This window comes from Microbispora sp. ZYX-F-249, assembly GCF_039649665.1.
GTDB classification, from domain to species: domain Bacteria; phylum Actinomycetota; class Actinomycetes; order Streptosporangiales; family Streptosporangiaceae; genus Microbispora; species Microbispora maris.
In genome coordinates this window covers 165442-181572 of record NZ_JBDJAW010000004.1, presented here as the reverse complement: position 1 = coordinate 181572, position 16131 = coordinate 165442, and the positions used below count along the sequence as shown (strand labels likewise).

The following is a 16131-nucleotide window of genomic DNA, read 5'->3' as shown; positions in this document are numbered from 1 at the left end:
GTTTACGATCGGCGAATGCGTGATCGTCTTCAGTACGACCGTGATCGGCCGAGCGTGGCCGGACTCGGGGCGCAGGCGGCCTGGCTCGGCCATCCGGTGACCGTCGCGGCGATCGGTGTGCTGATCGTCAACGACCGGGTGCTGAAGCTCGCGTGGCCGGGTGTGGTCACCGGCAAGCTCAGCGACTTCGCCGGGATGCTCGTCGCGCCCCCGCTGCTCGCCCTGCTCGTGGCGTACGCGGCCCGGGCCGTGCGCCGCGTCCCGCCTGGCGGCCGTACGGCGGCGGGGGCGATCGCGCTGACCGGGGTGTTGTTCGCCTGGATGAAGACGACCGGGACCGGCGCGGAGGCGGCGACCCGGGCGTGGGCGATGCTCGTGCCGTCCTCGCGGGTGGTGGCCGACCCCACGGACCTGCTCGCCCTTCCCGCCCTCGCGGTCGCCTGGCCGGTGTGGCGGCGCGCGGCCCGTGCGGGGCGCCGGGAGGCCGCCCGGGCCCGCCTGCTGGTGGTGCTGCCCGCCGCGGTCTTCGCCGTCACGGCGACCAGCGCGGTGCCCCCCGCGCCGTCCGCCCGGGCCGTCGAGGTGCGTGACGGGGAGATCGTCGTCGTGGCGCCGGACTGGTTCGCGATCGCCAGCGGGGACGGCGGGAGGTCCTGGCACGACTGGAAGGGCCGGGCGTCCGCGTCCCCGTCAGGGTCCGCGTCCCCGTCAGGCTCCGCGTCCCCGTCAGGGTCCCCGTCCCCCTCCGGGTCCCCGTCCCCGTCCTGGTCTCCGGCGACCCGGGCGTGCGTGCCCTCCGACCCGGGGCGGTGTTACCGGATCACACCGGGCCGGCTCAGGGTCGAGCAGACCGCGGACGGGGGAGCGACCTGGACGGTCGCCTGGGAGATCTCCAGAGGCAGGCAGGGCTGGCTCGACCGGGTCTACGAGAATCCCGATTCCCTGGGCGTGCCCAGCGGCCCGGCCGTCTCCCTGGCCGTCGCCGTCCAGGAGGTGCCCGGCGGCCACGTCGTCGCCGTGGCGAACGGGACCGACGGGGTCGCCCTGCGCGACGTGTCGGGACGGTGGCGGCGGCTGGGCTTCCCGGAGCACAACCCCGAAGGGGCCCCGCTGTCGGAGAGCGCCCCGGCTCCCCTCACGTCCCCCGGGAATCGGATCGGCCCCGAACTGGAGGTCGCCGTCCTGGTGGCTCTCGCGGCGCTGCTGGCCGCCCTCGGCACGACGGCGGGGGCACGCAGGTGGCCGGTCTGGTTCGGGATCTGCGCCGCGCTCCTGTGGACGAGCGTCCTGCTGGCCGTGACGGCGGACGGGATCGAGGACTACCTGTCCCTGCTGCTCGCCGCGCCCATGTTCGTCGCCGGCGTGACCGGTGTGCTCACGGTCTGGCTGCTGCGGTGGCAGGCGAGGGGGACGCGTCTCCTGCTCGCGGCGCCCGCGGCCTTCGCCGCCGTCTTCCTGCCGTTCCTGGGCTGGAGCGCGGGCCTGCCCGACGACTACGCCGTCGCGGTGCTGCTCGCGGTCGTGCTCTGCGCGGTGGTGCTGGTCGTCGCCGTACGCGCCGCCGTACGGGCGGAGGCGCGCCGCCGGAGGGAAGGGGCCGCGGTCACACCGTGAAGACCCGGCCAAAGACTCCGTAAAAGGTCTGTCGCCTCGGGAATGACCGGAATCCGGCCCGGGGGATCGAGGGTGATGCGCGGGAACGCCGCCCCCGCCGTTCCCGCGGCCGCGCCTACCCGCGACGGTCCGCCCGCACGCTTCGCAATGTCGCGCTTACCCGCTCCGGTGGAAGCATCGGCTTCGCCATGACGTGAGGTCACGGCCGTCCATGCGGGCGCCGTGCGGCGCCGGGGGCGGGGGTTCCCGCGTGGGTACGTTCCTGCTCGGGAGGATCGCCATGAGAAAGATCGTCGCTGTCGCCGTGCTCGCCGCGATGACCATGCTCGGGACGGTCGCCGCGGTCGCCTCGGTGGACGCCGGGGCCGGCGTCCACCCGCGGACCGGTCCGAGGGCGGGGATCGCGCCGCAGGCGCCCGCTCCCAGAGGGGGCGTGGAGCGGCAGGAGGTGAGCCGGGACCAGTACGACGTCCTCGTCGGCCAGTGCCGCTACCGCAAGACGTCCGAGGCGCGGAAAGCCTGCCGCACGGAGGTGCGCGAACGGTACAAGGTCGGCGCCTTCAACCCGAACCTCGACTGCCGCACGTACTCCGGGGTCAGCGTCTGCGGCACGCTCGAACTCACCGCCGCGCAGCGCTCCTGCGTCGAGGAGTCCGTGAACGGCGGACTGACCCGCCGGCGGGCCGAGGTGGAGTGCTACGCCTTCCGCTGAGGCCGCCCTTTTCGGCGGAAATTCCGGCCGAACCCAATTATTTGGCCAAACCGCAACTTTCCGTGATCTACCCTGCGGGGGTGGACGCCAACAGTCAGGGCGCCGCCGAACTCCTGAAGGCGCTGATGCGTACGGCGGCGCGGTTCAGCGAGATGGGGCGCTCCGTCTCCCGTGACTTCTTCCCCCACGTCCGCGCCGAGCCCGTCTCCGATCTGGCCGGGCCCGCCGTACGGCTCGGCGCCGCGCTGGCGCTGCCGGGGCACGACCTCGTGTTCGAGACCGCGGTCCGGGTCGGCGACGGGACCTTCGGCGTGCGGGGCGATCTCGTGCTCGACGGCGAGGAGGAGATCCTGGTCCTGCCGTCCGTCGAGATCGCCGATCCGCTGGCGTGCGCGGACCTGCTGGACCGGTACGCCGACGAGCTGCTGACACCCGCCCGCTGGCACGTGCAGCGGCTCCTGGAGTCCTGCGAAGCGGACTCCTGACGCTCAGAGCGCCTGGAGTCCCTGGATCACCTCGCGGAGGAGGCGCTCCTCGGGCAGCTGGGCGACCGTGGCCTGCGGCCGCGCCGTGATCAGCCCCTGGTCGCGCAGGTCGCCCAGCAGGATGCGGACGACGTTGAGCGACAGGCCGAGCTCCGAGGCCAGATCGGCCACGGAGGAGGGGACCCGGCACAGCTGCAGGATCCGCCAGTGCTCGGGGGCCAGCCCGGTCACCCCGCTGTACGCCGATGGAGCCGTCCTGATGATGGTCATCAGGTCGAAGTCCGGCCCGGTCGGGCGGGTACGGCCACGGGTGATCGTGTAGGGGCGCAGCAGCGGCCCGTCCTCGTGCTCGTTCACGAGTCCTCCTGAGCGCGTCGCCAGCCTGCCTGGAAGGAGGAGAACAGGTCGCCCCGCTCCTCTTTGAGTTGCGGCGCGAGATTGGCCTGCCGTACCCGGCGGGGCAGGGAGTCGTCGGCGCCGCCGCCGATCGGCGGCGTGAGGGCCAGGGCCGGGGGCGCGGCCTCCGGCTGCGCGAGGCGCTCGACCACCGGTTCCCTGGTCTCGTTCTCCACCACGATCTCCTTCGGGAGCAGGAGAACGGCGCTCGTCCCGCCGTACGGCGAGGTGCGCAGGGAGACGCGGATGTTGTGCCGCCTGGCCAGCAGCCCGACCACGAACAGCCCGAGCCGGTCGCTGTCGGCCAGGTCGAACTCCGGCGGGTCGGCGAGCCGCGCGTTGAGGTGCGCCAGCTCGTCCGGGGGGATGCCGAGCCCGCGATCCTCGACCTCGACGGCGAAGCCGCGGGCGACCATCTCCCCGCGGACCTGTACGCGGGTGTGCGGCGGGGAGAAGACCGTGGCGTTCTCGATCAGCTCGGCGAGCAGGTGGACGACGTCGGTGACGCTGGTGCCCACGAGGGAGAACCCGTGCGGCACGTTCACGTCCACGCGCAGGTAGTCCTCCACCTCCTCGGTGGCGGCGCGGGCCACGTCGTACAGCGGGACCGGGTTGCGCCAGCCGCGGCCGGGCACGGCGCCGGACAGGATGATCAGGCCCTCCGCGTGGCGGCGCATGCGGGTGGTGAGGTGGTCGACGCCGAAGAGCCGTTCGAGCAGGTCGGGGTCGCTGATCTCCTTCTCCAGGCCGTCCAGCATGCCGAGCTGGCGCTGCAGCAGCGACTGGCTGCGCCGGGCGAGGTTCAGGAAGACCTTGTTGACGCCCTTGCGCAGCTCGGCCTGCCCGACGGCCGCCTCGATCGCGGTGTGCTGCACCGAGGTGAACGCGCGGCCGAGGGTTTCGATCTCGACGGTGCCGCTGGCCTGGGTCACCGGCGGGGTCTCGGCCGTCACGTCGACGTCCTCGCCGCGCCGCAGCCGCCTGACGAGGTCGGGCAGCCGCCGCCCGGCCAGGTCGGCCGCGGCCCGGTGCAGGGCGCTCAGCTCGCCGGTCACCGTACGGGCGAACCGGAAGGAGATGAACCCGGTGGCGAGCAGGGCCGCGAGGCCGAGCGCGCCGACGACGCCGATGTCCCAGAGCACGTCCTCGGCCAGCGGCACGGCGCGGGCGGCGGTGGCGTCGGCGGCCGCGTCGGTCGTCTCGGTGAGCTGGCGGGTCAGGGCCTGGGCCGTCGTCGGCCAGGCGATCGCCTCGGGCGGGAGCGGCTGGCCCGGCCGCACCCTGGCGATGACGTCGTTCTCCAGCGAGATGAACGACGTGTAGACGGGGGTGGAGTTCAGCGCGCCGTACTGCTTGATCAGGCCGGCGTCGAGCTGGCTCGTGCCGAGCTGGTAGAGCAGCCGGCGCTTGCCGACCATGCCGGAGAAGGCGTCCCGCTCGTCCTGCGTCATCCGTCCGGACGCCTGCGCGCCCAGCACGAGCGCGGACTGCTGGCTCACCAGCTCACGGCTGCGGGTGATGAGGATGAGGGCCTTGGTCTGCTCGATGATGTCGATGTCCGGGGAGATCATCAGCCGGTCGTAGACCTGGTGGGCGGCCTCGACGACGGCGCTGTACTCCTCGATCGCGTCGAGGCGGGTGAGCCGGTGGTCGTCGATCTGGCCGCGCAGGACGTCGAGCCGGTCCATCTGCCGGAGCAGGTCCTGGACCCGGTCCCACATCGCCGGGGGCGTGTCGTCCTCGGCCTCGGCCGACAGGCGGGTCAGCAGGACCGCGGTGGCGTCGGTCTTGCGGCGCTGCACCTGGAGGTCGGTGCGCAGCGAGGAGGTGCGCCAGGCGAGGTAGCTCACCGACACGAACCGCTCGCTCTGCAGCTGGTTGATGGCCTCACTGACGGGATAGACGATGTTGTCGTAGACCTTCTGGATACGCAGGAGCTGCTGCCCCTGTTCGATGGTCAGCTTGGCGGCGAACCCCCAGATCACCACCAGGGCGGTCACAGGCACCAGCAGGATCGCGAAAATCTTGAATCGGATGGATCGTTTCCGACCAGCCATGAGACCTGCCCGTCGGTTACACATGTGTTAACAGTGGCGAAACCATAGCAATCCGTGAGCTGGGCCACCAGGGATCGTTCCTAACGACTTGGGCCACACCCCATATCGGGACAGTCTCGACGTTCCGGGGGAAAGCTCTTGTCACTCACTGTCTGATTGTCAGACAATCGCTCCATGAAATCCAGATCGGGCTCGCTCGCGGTGGTCGCGGCGGCCGTCCTGTGGGGGACCGCGGGCACCGCGGGCACTCTCGCCTCAGCCGGTTCCGTCTCGCTGGCGGCGGCCCGTCTCGTGCTCGGCGGGGCCCTGCTGGGCGCTCTGGCACTGGTCGCGTCTCGGCGGGCGCGGCGCACGGCGCGTGGGAACGCACCGGGGAACGCACCGGGGTACGCTTTCGGGAACGCGACGCGCTGGGCACTGGTCCTGGGAGCCGTCGCCGTCGCGGCCTACCAGTTGTGCTTTTTCGCGGCGGTCGGCAGGACCGGCGTGGCGATCGGCACGGTGGTGGCCATCGGCAGCGGCCCGGTCTTCACCGGGCTCCTGTCCTGGCTGACCGGGCGGGAACGGCCGAGCGGGCGCTGGACGCTCGCCACGGCCGCCGCCGTCGCCGGATGCGCGGTGCTCGTCACCGGCGGAGGAGCCGGCGCAGGAGCCGGCGGCGCGGACGCCGCGGGCATCGCGCTCGCCCTCCTCGGCGGGCTCCTGTACGCCTTCTACGCGGTCGTGGCGGCCCGGGCCATCGGCGGAGGCATGGAGTCGGGGACGGTGATGGGCGTCCTGTTCGGCGGCGCGGCCGTGCTCATGCTGCCGGTCCTCGTGCTGACCGGACCGGTCTGGCTCGCGCGGCCGGCCGGGCTGCTGACCGCGCTCTACCTCGGCTGCGCGACGACCGGGCTGGCCTATCTCCTGTACGGCCGGGGCCTGCGCACGACCCCCGTCGCCACGGCGGCCACGCTGGCGCTGGCCGAGCCGGCCGTCGCGGCCCTGCTGGGCGTCGTGGCGCTGCGCGAGCACCTGTCCGTCGTCTCGTGGGCCGGTCTGGTGCTGCTCGCCCTGGGACTGGTCGTGGTGGCGCTGCCCGCGAGGGCGGCCGTGCCGCAGGCCCCGGCGCAAACGCCCACGGCGGCGGCCGCGACCCGTTAGTAGGCTCGGCCACGTGACCACCCTCAGACCCGTCTCCACCGTCGAGGCGCTCGCCGCCGCGCTGCGCGAGCGGGTGCTGTCCGGGGACATCGAGCCGGGGGCCGCGCTGCCCGAGCAGGAGCTGTCCGCACGCTACGGCGTGGCCCGCCCCACGGTGCGGGAGGCCCTGGCGCTGCTCGTCCACGAGGGGCTGCTGCGGCGCGAGCGCAACCGCAGCGCGTACGTCCCCGTGATCACCCCCGCGGACCTGGACGACCTCATGTACGTGCGCGGGCCGCTGGAGGAACTGATGGCGCGGGCCGTGGCGGGGCGCCGGGTGACGGCGGCGGAGGAGGCGCTGGGCCGCCTGTCCGCACTGCCGCCGGGCGCGCCCTGGGCGGCCGTCGTGGCCGAGCACATGGCCCTGCACGAGGCGCTCGTCGCCGCCGCGGGCAGCCCCCGCCTGGAGCGGCTGTACGCCACGCTCGCGGCCGAGACGCGGCTCGGGCTGGTCCGGCTCAGGCACGCGTACGAGGACCCCCACGAGCTCGCGGCCGAGCACGCCGGGCTGCTGCGCGTCATCGCGGAGGGGCCCGCGGACGCGGCGGTCCGCGCCATGCGCGAGCACCTGCGGTGGCGGCATCCCTGAGCCGCGCGGGCTCCGGGCGGCCGGGGATCCGGATTCCCTTGCACGGCGCCACTTCAAGTCGTCACAATCGCGCCCATGCACGGCAACCCTGTGCCGGACACCTATGTGTACGTCACCGAAGAAGGCGTGACGCGTCACTACGCCGACGGCAGCGTCGAGGCCCTCGCTTGGGAGGACGTGGTAGAGGTCCGCGTCGGCGGCCACGGCCACCGGGAGCCGCCCGGCCAGCCGGAGGACGTCTTCATCGTCCTGCTGGACCGTGAGGGCGAGGGCTGTGTGGTCCCCCACTCGGCGACCGACGCGAGCTTCCTGACCCGGCTGCGCTATCTGCCGGACTTCGACCTCGACCGGCTGAGCACCGCGGTCGCGAGCGCGCGTGCGGACTACGTCGTCGTGTGGCGCAGCCCGGAGCCGCCGTCCCCGTTGCCCGACCTCGAATACGACTAGTGGCCGGCAGTGCCGCGCCGGCCCGTGAATCGTTCACGCCGGTGAGGCGGGCTCCCGCGCTGCTCCGAATGCGGCTCGGTGAGTTCCGGCCGGCGCCGGCCGTTCAAGCGGCCTCGCATTACGACGTATTTGAATCGGCGAGTAAGGCCGAGTTCGATTGTGGAGTCGATTCGGCCAAATAGTATTTTCGAGGTGCAGAGAGGCACGTATTCGCTGGATTCGCGAGCCTGTCACTCCTCTTCGCGGACGTATGAGACGGCCGTATGGGCTGTTATGTATCGGCATATATTAGCGGTATATGCCATGCTGAGGGGCCCTCGTGCCATCTTGGACCGTTCCCGTCAAGTCCTCCACCTGGGGTCATTGCGACCAATTGTGGACAGGTGGCTTACGTTCCCTACCGGGCCGTCGCTGTCTAACATCATCCTCGTGCGTGCACGCCCTCAAATGGGTGAGTCATGGGTCAACCTTTGGGACGCGAGGGGCGTCAATCACCTGGACGGTCCGACTACCTAGGCGCGGTGAGATGGAATCGCAAACGGAGTTGGCGGAATCGGGGGTGTTTCCCCGCGAAGTCCATGTGCGGCTGCCGGTGAGCGTCTCGTCGGGTTCCTATTCGAAGATCCTCCTGGCGGGAGACCTCCTCTGCGCTGCCGCCGCCCTCGCCGGCGTCGAGCTCACGCGGCTGTGGTTCGGCGCCTTCATCCCGGTGTACGACATCGCGTTCGGCACCACCCTGACGATCTCCTGGCCACTGGTCGTGGGCGTCGCCGGCGGCTACCGCGGACGCGCCCACGGCGAGGGGACGGAGGAGTTCCGCTCGGTCGCCCAGGCGGGCCTGGGTCTCATCGCGGCCGTCGCGATCGGGGCGTACCTCACGCAGACGAACGTCGCCCGCAGCTATGTCATGGCGATGCTGCCGCTCGCCACGGTGCTGACGCTGCTGATCCGGCACCGCATGCGCAAGCGGCTGCACCGGCTGCGCATGAAGGGCCGGTACATGCGGCCGGTCGTGGCGGTGGGGCACCGGCAGTCCATCCACGAACTGGTGTTGCAGCTCAGACGGCAGCCGTACCACGGCATGCGGGTGGTGGCCGCATGCCTGCCGAGCGGGCAGTACCGCAGGCAGCGCTCCGACATCGACGGCGTGCCCGTGCTCGGAGACTTCCGGGACGTGCCCGCCGTGGTCGACAAGGTCGACGCCGAGGCGGTCGCGGTCCTCGCGTGCCCCGAACTCCACGGCGCCGCGCTGCGCCGCCTCGCCTGGGGGATCGAGTCGCGGGGGACCGACCTGTTCGTCGCCCCGGCACTGATGGACGTCGCGGGGCCGCGCATCAGCGTCCGCCCGGTCGCGGGGATGCCGCTGCTGCACGTCGAGCACCCCGACCTGCAGGGTTCCCGGCGGCTCGTCAAGAACGGCTTCGACAGGATCGTGGCGGCCGCGTTCCTGCTCATCCTGCTCTTCCCGATGCTGGTCATCGCGGCGCTCGTGCGCGCCACCAGCCCCGGCCCCGCCCTGTTCCGGCAGACCAGGATCGGCCGGTACGGCCGCGAGTTCGACATGCTGAAGTTCCGGACCATGGTCGTGAACGCCGAGCGGCTCAAGCCGGTGCTGGCCGCGTCCAACGAATCGGACGGCGTGTTGTTCAAAATTCGGAACGATCCACGGATCACCCGCGTGGGCCTGCTGCTGCGCCGCTACTCGCTGGACGAGTTGCCCCAGCTCCTCAACGTGCTGCGCGGTGAGATGTCGCTCGTCGGGCCGCGCCCGCCGCTGCCCGCGGAGGTCGAGCGGTACGGCACGGACGTGCACCGGCGCCTGGTCGTACGGCCGGGCATGACCGGGCTGTGGCAGGTGAGCGGCAGGTCGGACCTGTCCTGGGAGGAGTCGGTCCGGCTGGACCTGCGGTACGTGGAGAACTGGTCGCTCCTGCTGGACCTGCAGATCCTGTGGAAGACGTGGTCCGCGGTCACCGGCGGCAGGGGGGCCTACTGACATGAAGGCCCTCGTGCTCGCGGGCGGGTCCGGCACCCGGCTGCGGCCCATCACCCACACCCGCGCGAAGCAGCTCGTCCCGGTGGCCAACAAGCCCGTCCTGTTCTACGGCCTCGAGTCGATCGCGGCCGCCGGCATCAGCGAGGTCGGCATCGTCGTGGGCGACACCCAGGACGAGATCGAGGCGGCGGTGGGCGACGGCTCCCGGTTCGGCCTGCAGGCGAGCTATCTCAGGCAGGAGGCGCCGCTGGGGCTGGCGCACGCCGTCCTGATCGCCCGCGACTACCTCGGCGACGACGACTTCGTCATGTATCTGGGCGACAACTTCATCGTGGGCGGCATCGAGAGCCTGGTCGGACGATTCCGGGAACGGCGGCCGAGCGCGCAGATCATGCTGACCAAGGTCTCCGATCCCCGCCAGTTCGGCGTCGCGGAACTGGCCGATGACGGCCGGGTCGTCGGCCTCGAGGAGAAGCCGCGCGAGCCGAAGAGCGACCTCGCCCTGGTCGGCGTCTATCTGTTCACCCCGGCCATCCACGACGCCGTGGCGGAGCTCAAGCCGTCCTGGCGGGGAGAGCTGGAGATCACCGACGCCATCCAGTGGCTCATCGACGCCGGCCACGAGGTCGAGCCCGCCGTCATCTCGGGATACTGGAAGGACACCGGGAACGTCGCCGACATGCTCGAGGTGAACCGGCTGGTGCTGGAGTCCCTGGAGCGCCGTGTCGACGGCGACACCGAGGACTGCGAGCTCATCGGGCGGGTCGTGGTGGAGGCCGGCGCCTCGGTGCGCCGCTCCCGCATCGTCGGCCCGGTGGTCGTCGGCGCGGGGACCGTCATCGACCGTTCGTACGTCGGCCCGTTCACGTCGATCGGCACCGACTGCGTGGTGAGCGGCAGCGAGATCGAGTACTCGATCGTGCTCGCCCGTTCCTCGATCGAGGGGGTCCGGCGGATCGAGGCGTCGCTGATCGGCCACGACGTGGAGATCACGCCGGCGCCGGACACGCCGAAGGCCCACCGGCTGGTGCTGGGGGACCACAGCAGGGTCCAGATCAGTTCCTGACCGCCGCCGCACGGATTTCGACCGCTGCCGCTCTCCCGGCCCGTCCGGCACAATCCCTTTCCAGTCCCGAGCTCGAAGACAGGTGTGGACCTTCCGTGAAGTTACTGGTCACCGGCGGCGCCGGGTTCATCGGCTCCCACTACGTCCGTACGGTTCTCACGGGCGGATACCCGGCCTTCGCCGGGGCGTCCGTCACGGTGCTCGACCGGCTCACGTACGCGGGCAGCCTCGCCAACCTCGCCCCGGTGGAGGGGCGGTACGACTTCGTCCACGGCGACGTGTGCGACGCGGGCCTGCTCGGCGAGGTGGTGCCGGGCCACGACGTGGTGATCCACTTCGCGGCCGAGTCCCACGTCGACCGGTCGATCGACGGCGCGGCCGACTTCGTGCGGACCAACGTGCTGGGCACGCAGACGGTCATGGACGCGTGCCTGGCCGCGGGGGTGCGGCGCGTCGTCCACGTCTCCACCGACGAGGTGTACGGGTCGATCGAGACGGGGTCGTGGGACGAGAACGCGCCGCTCGCGCCGCGCTCGCCCTACGCCGCGTCGAAGGCGGGCGGCGACATGATCGCCCGCGCGTACGCGGTCACCCACGGCCTGCCGGTCTCCGTGACGCGGTGCGGGAACAACTACGGGCCGTACCAGTACCCGGAGAAGGTCGTCCCGCTGTTCATCACCAACCTGATCGAGGGCAGGCCCGTCCCCCTGTACGGCGACGGCGGAAACGTCCGCGACTGGATCCACGTGTCCGACCACTGCCGGGCCATCCAGCTCGTCGCCGAGGTGGGCCAGCCGGGGGAGGTCTACCACGTGGCCGGCACGGCCGAGCTGACCAACCTGGAGCTCACGCGGCGCCTGCTCGACCTGCTCGGCGCCTCACCCGACCTCGTCACCCGGGTGGAGGACCGCAAGGGGCACGACCGCCGCTACTCCCTCGACGACCGGAAGCTGCGCGCCCTCGGTTACGCCCCCCGGGTGTCCTTCGACGACGGCCTGGAGGCGACCGTGCGGTGGTACGCCGACAACCCGTCGTGGTGGAAACCGCTGCGGGCGCAGGCCCGGTGACGGCGTCGCGATGAGGTGGCTGGTCACGGGCGCCGCGGGCATGCTCGGCGCCGATCTCACCGCGCTGCTGGCCGGCGAGGGCGAGGACGTCGCCGCGCTGTCCCGGCGCGACCTCGACCTGTGCGACCCGGCCGCCGTGCGGGCGGCGGTCCGCACGGAGAAACCGGACGTCGTGGTGAACTGCGCGGCCTGGACGGCCGTGGACGAGGCGGAGTTACGCGAGCGGGAGGCGCTGGCGGTCAACGGCGACGCCGTGCGCCCGCTCGCCGCCGCGTGCGCCGGCCACGGCGTGACGCTCGTCCACCTGTCGACCGACTACGTGTTCGACGGCACGGCGCGGACGCCGTACGCCGAGGACGAGCCGGTCAACCCGGTCAACGCGTACGGGCGGACCAAGGCGGCGGGGGAACGGGCCGCCCTGCGGCACGGCGGCTACGTCGTCCGCACCGCCTGGTTGTACGGCGCGCACGGGCCGAACTTCGCCAGGACGATGATCAGACTTGCCGCCGGGGGCGACCCGGTGCGCGTGGTGGACGACCAGCACGGCCAGCCCACCTGGACGGCCGACCTGGCGGCCCAGATCGTGCGGCTGGTGCGGGCGAGCCCGCCCCCCGGCGTCTACCACGGGACGAACGCGGGCCAGACGACGTGGTACGGCTACGCCCGGGAGATCTTCCGCCTGCTCGGCGCCGACCCGGACCGCGTCACGCCCACGAGCAGCCGGGACTTCCCCCGCCCGGCCCGGCGCCCCGCGTACGGCGTACTCGGGCACGGGGCATGGGGGAGGGCGGGGCTGGCCCCGATGCGGGACTGGCGCGAGGCGCTGCGCGACGCCTGGCCCCGGCTCGCCGGCTCCGGCGAGTTGTGACGTTCGCGGGCGTCCGCGCGATAACCCATGGACGGCATCCCGTGGCGGCATTCATGGACGGTGGGGATTCGTGGACGGATCGGTGGCGCACGCCGTGGACAGGACTGTCCCCCGATGACGGCGCCGGGACGGGCGCACCGGCGGTCGGTGCTGGGCACGACGCTGGACGCGCTGACCATGCGACAGGTCGTCGCCGCCTGCGTGGAGGCGGTGGACGGCGGCGGACGGCTCGACATCGGCGTGGTGAACGCCGCGAAGATCGTCACCATGCACAGGGACCCCGAGCTGCGGCGGTCGGTGCTCGGCTGCGACCTCGTCCTCGCCGACGGGCAGTCCGTCGTGTGGGCCGCGCGCCTGCTTGGCCACCGGCTGCCGGAACGCGTGGCCGGGATCGACCTGTTCACGGAGCTGCTGGCCGAGGGGGAGCGGCGCGGATACCGGCCGTACTTCCTGGGGGCCACGCCCGAGGTGCTCGCGCTGCTGGTCGAGCGGGTGCGGCGCGACTTCCCCGGCCTGCGGATCGCCGGCTACCGCGACGGCTACTTCCCGGCCGAGGAGTCCGCGCGGGTGGCGGAGGACATCGCGCTGTCCGGAGCCGACCTGCTGTTCCTCGGCATGACCTCGCCGAAGAAGGAGATCTTCGTCCGCGACTGGGGCGAGGCCACCGGGGCGAAGGTCGTGCACGGGGTGGGCGGCGCCTTCGACGTGCTGTCCGGACGCACCCGCCGGGCGCCCCGCGCCTGGCAGCGCCTCGGGTTCGAGTGGTTGTACCGCCTGCTGCAGGAGCCGGCGCGCCTCGGCCCCCGATATCTGAAGACCAACGGGAGGTTCCTCCTCCTCGTGGCCGCGGGACTGATTCGTGACCGCGGCCGTCTCGCGAGTTCCGCCGATTCTCTGGAGTGACAACGTGACGCAGCACCGCAGAATCGCCCTGCTGGGCCCGGGCGCGCCGGCCGGCCTGCTGCCGGCCATGGTGGACCTGGCGGTGCGCGGACTGCCGCCCGGCTACGTGGACGGGGAGTTCGTGTTCACCCGCAGGGGCGTGCGGCGGCCCGACGGCACGTGGGACGCCGTCGCGGAGGGCCGCAGCGTGCGTTATTCGGCGATCGTCGCGCTCGGCGTGGCCACGCTCCCGCAGGAGCGGCAGCGCGCCGCGCTCGCCGGCGACACCGCCGTCGACCTGGCCGGGCGCCTCGTCGAACGTCTGCCCGGCGTGCGCGGGCTCGGCGACGCGGCCCTGATCTGCTGGGCGGCGGCGGAGACGGGGCATCCGCGGCTGGACGAGGCGCTGCGGCACCTGGCCGGGATCGACCGGCTCGCATCCCCGGGTCAGGTGTACACGGTCGAGGCCGCCTGGGAGCTCGCCGCGCTCGTCGCCGCCAGGACGACGCTGGGGGCGAGCTCCGAGCTGGACGGCAGGCTGGAACGCGCCCGGGCCCGGCTGCTCGGCGGCCTGGCGTCCGACCGCCTCTACCGGCACGTGCTCGGTCCGTCGTCCGGGCCGCTCGTGCCGTGGTACCGGGCGCACGTCGGCTGCTTCGCCGATCAGGTGTACCCGCTGCAGGCGCTGGCGCGGCTGCACGCCGCGGTCGGGGACGCCGACGCCCTGGCCGCCGCGGAACAGGTGGCCGCGGGGATCTGTGCGGCCCAGGGCGCCGAGGGGCAGTGGTGGTGGCACTACGACGCCCGCACCGGCGCCGTGGTCGAGGGGTATCCCGTCTACAGCGTCCACCAGCTCGCGATGGCCCCGATGGCCCTGCTCGACCTCGCCGACGCCGGGGGCACGGCCTACCTGGACGAGATCGGCGAGGGCGTGCGCTGGATGAGCGAACGGCCCGAGTCCGGCGAGCCCCTCATCGACGAGGGGTTGAGCCTCACCTGGCGGAAGGCGGCCAGGGCGGACCCGAGGAAGCTGGTGCGCGGCCTGCGCGCGGTGGCCACCCGCACCCGTCCGGCGGCCCGGCTCGCCACCCTCGACCGGTTCTACCCGCCGGTCGCCGTCGACCGCGAATGCCGGCCGTACGAGCTGGGCTGGCTCCTGTACGCCTGGCTGTTCGAGTTCCCGCGTCCGTCATGACCTTGCGTCAGTCATGACCCCGGCGCCCGGCTGCTCTCGTCGCGCAGCCAGGTCGTGTAGTCGCCCGCCCGTACGGAGCGGCGCGCCCTGCGCCGCGCCAGCACGGTGACGCAGGCGAAGACGGCCGCCGCCGGGAGCAGCCACGGCTCCCGCGCGGCGATGCGGACCAGGTCGCCCAGGCTGGTGCGCGCGGACGGCCCGCCCGGACCGGTCTCGCGTTCCAGCTCACTCACGCTGGTCGCCGCGCGGACGCGCCGGCGCAGCAGGTCGGCGAACGTGCGGGGGGTCTGGATCCCGGCCCGCGCCTCCGCCACGACCACCCGCTCGTCCTCGCCGAACGCCAGGGAGGCGGCCAGGTCGTCGGCCATGACCGCCGGGAGCGCGCGGATCCGGTCGTTGCCCGCCTCGGTGACCGCGATGACCCCGCGGCCGAACAGCCCCGTGCGCACGTGCGGCAGGCGGGTCCAGATCGCGTAGTACGCGCGGATGGTCCAGGGCCGGCCGGTGAGCGCCAGATCGCGCTCCGGCGCCGCCGCGAGCAGCGTGCCGGACCCGCCGAGACGGGCCACGAGCGCGCGTACGCCCGCGGTGCTCACGGTGACGTCGGCGTCCACGTAGAGCCGGGGAAAGCCGCGGGCCGCCCGGTCGCCCAGACGCAGCGCCTCGCGTTTCGAGGGCACCGGCGTGCTCAGCACGCGCACGCCGTGCGCCCGCGCGACCGACTCGGTCTCGTCGGTGCACCCGTTCGCGACGACCACGACGTCGAACTCGCCCGGCCGGGCCTCGCCCAGCAGCCCGGAGAGCAGACGGCCGAGGACCGGAGCCTCGTTGTGCGCGGGGATCACGACGCTCGTCACACGAGCAGTATGGGCCTCGGCAGGGGTCAGGAGGGCCGGTATCTCGGGAGGATCCCGGAATCCAGCGCCTCGCTCAGCGTGGGCGCCGCGGCGTCCTTGTCCGACAGGACCGGCTCGCCGTCGAGCCGCCAGTCGACGCCGATCTCCGGGTCGAGCGGGTGCACGCCGTGCTCGCGCCCCGGCGCGTACGGCTGGGAGCACAGGTAGAGCACCGTGGCCTGCTCGCTGAGGACGGCGAACGCGTGGCCGAGGCCCTCCGACAGGTACACCGCGCGCCGGGACACGTCGTCGAGGACGAGCCCCTCCCACGTGCCGAAGGTGGGCGAGCCCACTCGCAGGTCCACCACGACGTCGAGCACCTTCCCGGAGACGCAGGTCACGTATTTGGCCTGGCCGGGCGGTACGTCCGCGAAATGGACGCCGCGCAGCACGCCGCGCCGGGAAACCGAGCAGTTGGCCTGGGCCAGCTCCATGGTGTGCCCGATCGCCTCGCGTAACTCCCCCGCCCTGAAACATTCGAGGAAGTCGCCCCGGATGTCGCTGTGGATTCGCGGGGTGAAGCTCCACGCTCCCTCGATACTCATCCGCTCCATGGGCGGAAGCATGACACAGGCGTCTTGTAACGCTCGCAGTCCATCGCCCGACTTATGACTGTCGGACTCCGGTGCTGGGGGGGAAATGCCAGCTCAGTTTCTGTCGATTACGCCTGCCCGGAAAT

16 protein-coding genes are annotated in these 16131 nt (G+C 72.6%); 12 read left to right on the top strand and 4 right to left on the bottom strand.

Annotated elements, in window-relative coordinates:
* Positions 1-15: 15 nt before the first annotated feature.
* The 3 genes from AAH991_RS07220 to AAH991_RS07210 all read left to right on the top strand — a co-directional run bounded on the left by AAH991_RS07220 (position 16) and on the right by AAH991_RS07210 (position 2811).
* Positions 16-1614, top strand: a complete 1599-nt coding sequence (locus tag AAH991_RS07220) for a hypothetical protein (protein ID WP_346224961.1) — start codon at positions 16-18, stop codon at positions 1612-1614.
* Positions 1615-1894: 280 nt separating this feature from the next.
* Positions 1895-2326 carry a hypothetical protein gene (locus AAH991_RS07215; RefSeq protein ID WP_346224960.1) on the top strand — a complete coding sequence of 144 codons (432 nt, stop codon included), beginning with the start codon at positions 1895-1897 and terminating at the stop codon, positions 2324-2326.
* Positions 2327-2406: 80 nt separating this feature from the next.
* On the top strand, positions 2407-2811 hold the full coding sequence (locus AAH991_RS07210) for a hypothetical protein (RefSeq protein ID WP_346224959.1): 405 nt from the start codon (positions 2407-2409) through the stop codon (positions 2809-2811).
* A 3-nt stretch (positions 2812-2814) separates the two neighbouring features.
* Here the strand turns inward: AAH991_RS07210 and AAH991_RS07205 are convergent, their stop codons facing one another.
* Positions 2815-3168, bottom strand: coding sequence for a DUF742 domain-containing protein (locus AAH991_RS07205; protein WP_346224958.1), 354 nt, complete (start codon positions 3166-3168; stop codon positions 2815-2817).
* Positions 3165-5213: a sensor histidine kinase gene (locus tag AAH991_RS07200; RefSeq protein WP_346224957.1), complete on the bottom strand. Its 2049-nt coding sequence runs from the start codon at positions 5211-5213 to the stop codon at positions 3165-3167. The genes AAH991_RS07205 and AAH991_RS07200 overlap by 4 nt, the downstream gene beginning before the upstream one ends.
* 225 nt (positions 5214-5438) lie before the next feature.
* Between AAH991_RS07200 and AAH991_RS07195 the strand changes: the two genes are divergently transcribed.
* From AAH991_RS07195 to AAH991_RS07155, 9 genes are all read left to right on the top strand, one after another.
* Positions 5439-6407 carry an EamA family transporter gene (locus tag AAH991_RS07195; protein WP_346224956.1) on the top strand — a complete coding sequence of 323 codons (969 nt, stop codon included), beginning with the start codon at positions 5439-5441 and terminating at the stop codon, positions 6405-6407.
* Positions 6408-6420: 13 nt separating this feature from the next.
* Positions 6421-7035, top strand: a complete 615-nt coding sequence (locus AAH991_RS07190; RefSeq protein ID WP_346224955.1) for a GntR family transcriptional regulator — start codon at positions 6421-6423, stop codon at positions 7033-7035.
* Positions 7036-7110: 75 nt separating this feature from the next.
* The gene (locus AAH991_RS07185; protein WP_346224954.1) at positions 7111-7482 is read left to right on the top strand and encodes a hypothetical protein; all 372 of its coding nucleotides are present in this window, start codon (positions 7111-7113) and stop codon (positions 7480-7482) included.
* Positions 7483-8008: 526 nt separating this feature from the next.
* Positions 8009-9478, top strand: coding sequence for a sugar transferase (locus AAH991_RS07180; RefSeq protein WP_428833954.1), 1470 nt, complete (start codon positions 8009-8011; stop codon positions 9476-9478).
* Between the two features lies 1 nt (position 9479).
* Complete coding sequence (locus tag AAH991_RS07175; RefSeq protein WP_346224952.1) at positions 9480-10544, top strand: glucose-1-phosphate thymidylyltransferase; 1065 nt, start codon at positions 9480-9482, stop codon at positions 10542-10544.
* 95 nt (positions 10545-10639) lie between these two features.
* Positions 10640-11611, top strand: a complete 972-nt coding sequence (rfbB, locus tag AAH991_RS07170) for a dTDP-glucose 4,6-dehydratase (RefSeq protein ID WP_346224951.1) — start codon at positions 10640-10642, stop codon at positions 11609-11611.
* A gap of 10 nt (positions 11612-11621) precedes the next feature.
* On the top strand, positions 11622-12479 hold the full coding sequence (gene rfbD, locus AAH991_RS07165; RefSeq protein WP_346224950.1) for a dTDP-4-dehydrorhamnose reductase: 858 nt from the start codon (positions 11622-11624) through the stop codon (positions 12477-12479).
* 114 nt (positions 12480-12593) lie between these two features.
* Complete coding sequence (locus tag AAH991_RS07160; protein WP_346224949.1) at positions 12594-13382, top strand: WecB/TagA/CpsF family glycosyltransferase; 789 nt, start codon at positions 12594-12596, stop codon at positions 13380-13382.
* Between the two features lie 4 nt (positions 13383-13386).
* The gene (locus tag AAH991_RS07155) at positions 13387-14556 is read left to right on the top strand and encodes a hypothetical protein (protein ID WP_346224948.1); all 1170 of its coding nucleotides are present in this window, start codon (positions 13387-13389) and stop codon (positions 14554-14556) included.
* An 11-nt stretch (positions 14557-14567) separates the two neighbouring features.
* On the opposite strand, the gene AAH991_RS07150 is transcribed toward AAH991_RS07155, so the two are convergent.
* Both AAH991_RS07150 and rfbC read right to left on the bottom strand, forming a co-directional pair.
* Entirely contained in the window at positions 14568-15413 is an 846-nt protein-coding gene (locus AAH991_RS07150) for a glycosyltransferase (RefSeq protein WP_346224947.1), read from the bottom strand.
* Between the two features lie 26 nt (positions 15414-15439).
* On the bottom strand, positions 15440-16006 hold the full coding sequence (gene rfbC / locus AAH991_RS07145) for a dTDP-4-dehydrorhamnose 3,5-epimerase (RefSeq protein ID WP_346224946.1): 567 nt from the start codon (positions 16004-16006) through the stop codon (positions 15440-15442).
* Positions 16007-16131 lie beyond the last annotated feature (125 nt).

Excerpts from the sequence above, each read along its gene's own strand:
- AAH991_RS07220 (WP_346224961.1), top strand. The coding sequence starts at position 16 with ATGCGTGATCGTCTTCAGTACGACCGTGATCGGCCGAGCGTGGCCGGA.
- AAH991_RS07215 (WP_346224960.1), top strand. The coding sequence starts at position 1,895 with ATGAGAAAGATCGTCGCTGTCGCCGTGCTCGCCGCGATGACCATGCTC.
- AAH991_RS07195 (WP_346224956.1), top strand. The coding sequence starts at position 5,439 with ATGAAATCCAGATCGGGCTCGCTCGCGGTGGTCGCGGCGGCCGTCCTG.
- AAH991_RS07185 (WP_346224954.1), top strand. The coding sequence starts at position 7,111 with ATGCACGGCAACCCTGTGCCGGACACCTATGTGTACGTCACCGAAGAA.
- AAH991_RS07180 (WP_428833954.1), top strand. The coding sequence starts at position 8,009 with ATGGAATCGCAAACGGAGTTGGCGGAATCGGGGGTGTTTCCCCGCGAA.
- AAH991_RS07175 (WP_346224952.1), top strand. The coding sequence starts at position 9,480 with ATGAAGGCCCTCGTGCTCGCGGGCGGGTCCGGCACCCGGCTGCGGCCC.
- rfbD (WP_346224950.1), top strand. The coding sequence starts at position 11,622 with ATGAGGTGGCTGGTCACGGGCGCCGCGGGCATGCTCGGCGCCGATCTC.
- AAH991_RS07160 (WP_346224949.1), top strand. The coding sequence starts at position 12,594 with ATGACGGCGCCGGGACGGGCGCACCGGCGGTCGGTGCTGGGCACGACG.
- rfbC (WP_346224946.1), bottom strand. The coding sequence starts at position 16,006 with ATGGAGCGGATGAGTATCGAGGGAGCGTGGAGCTTCACCCCGCGAATC.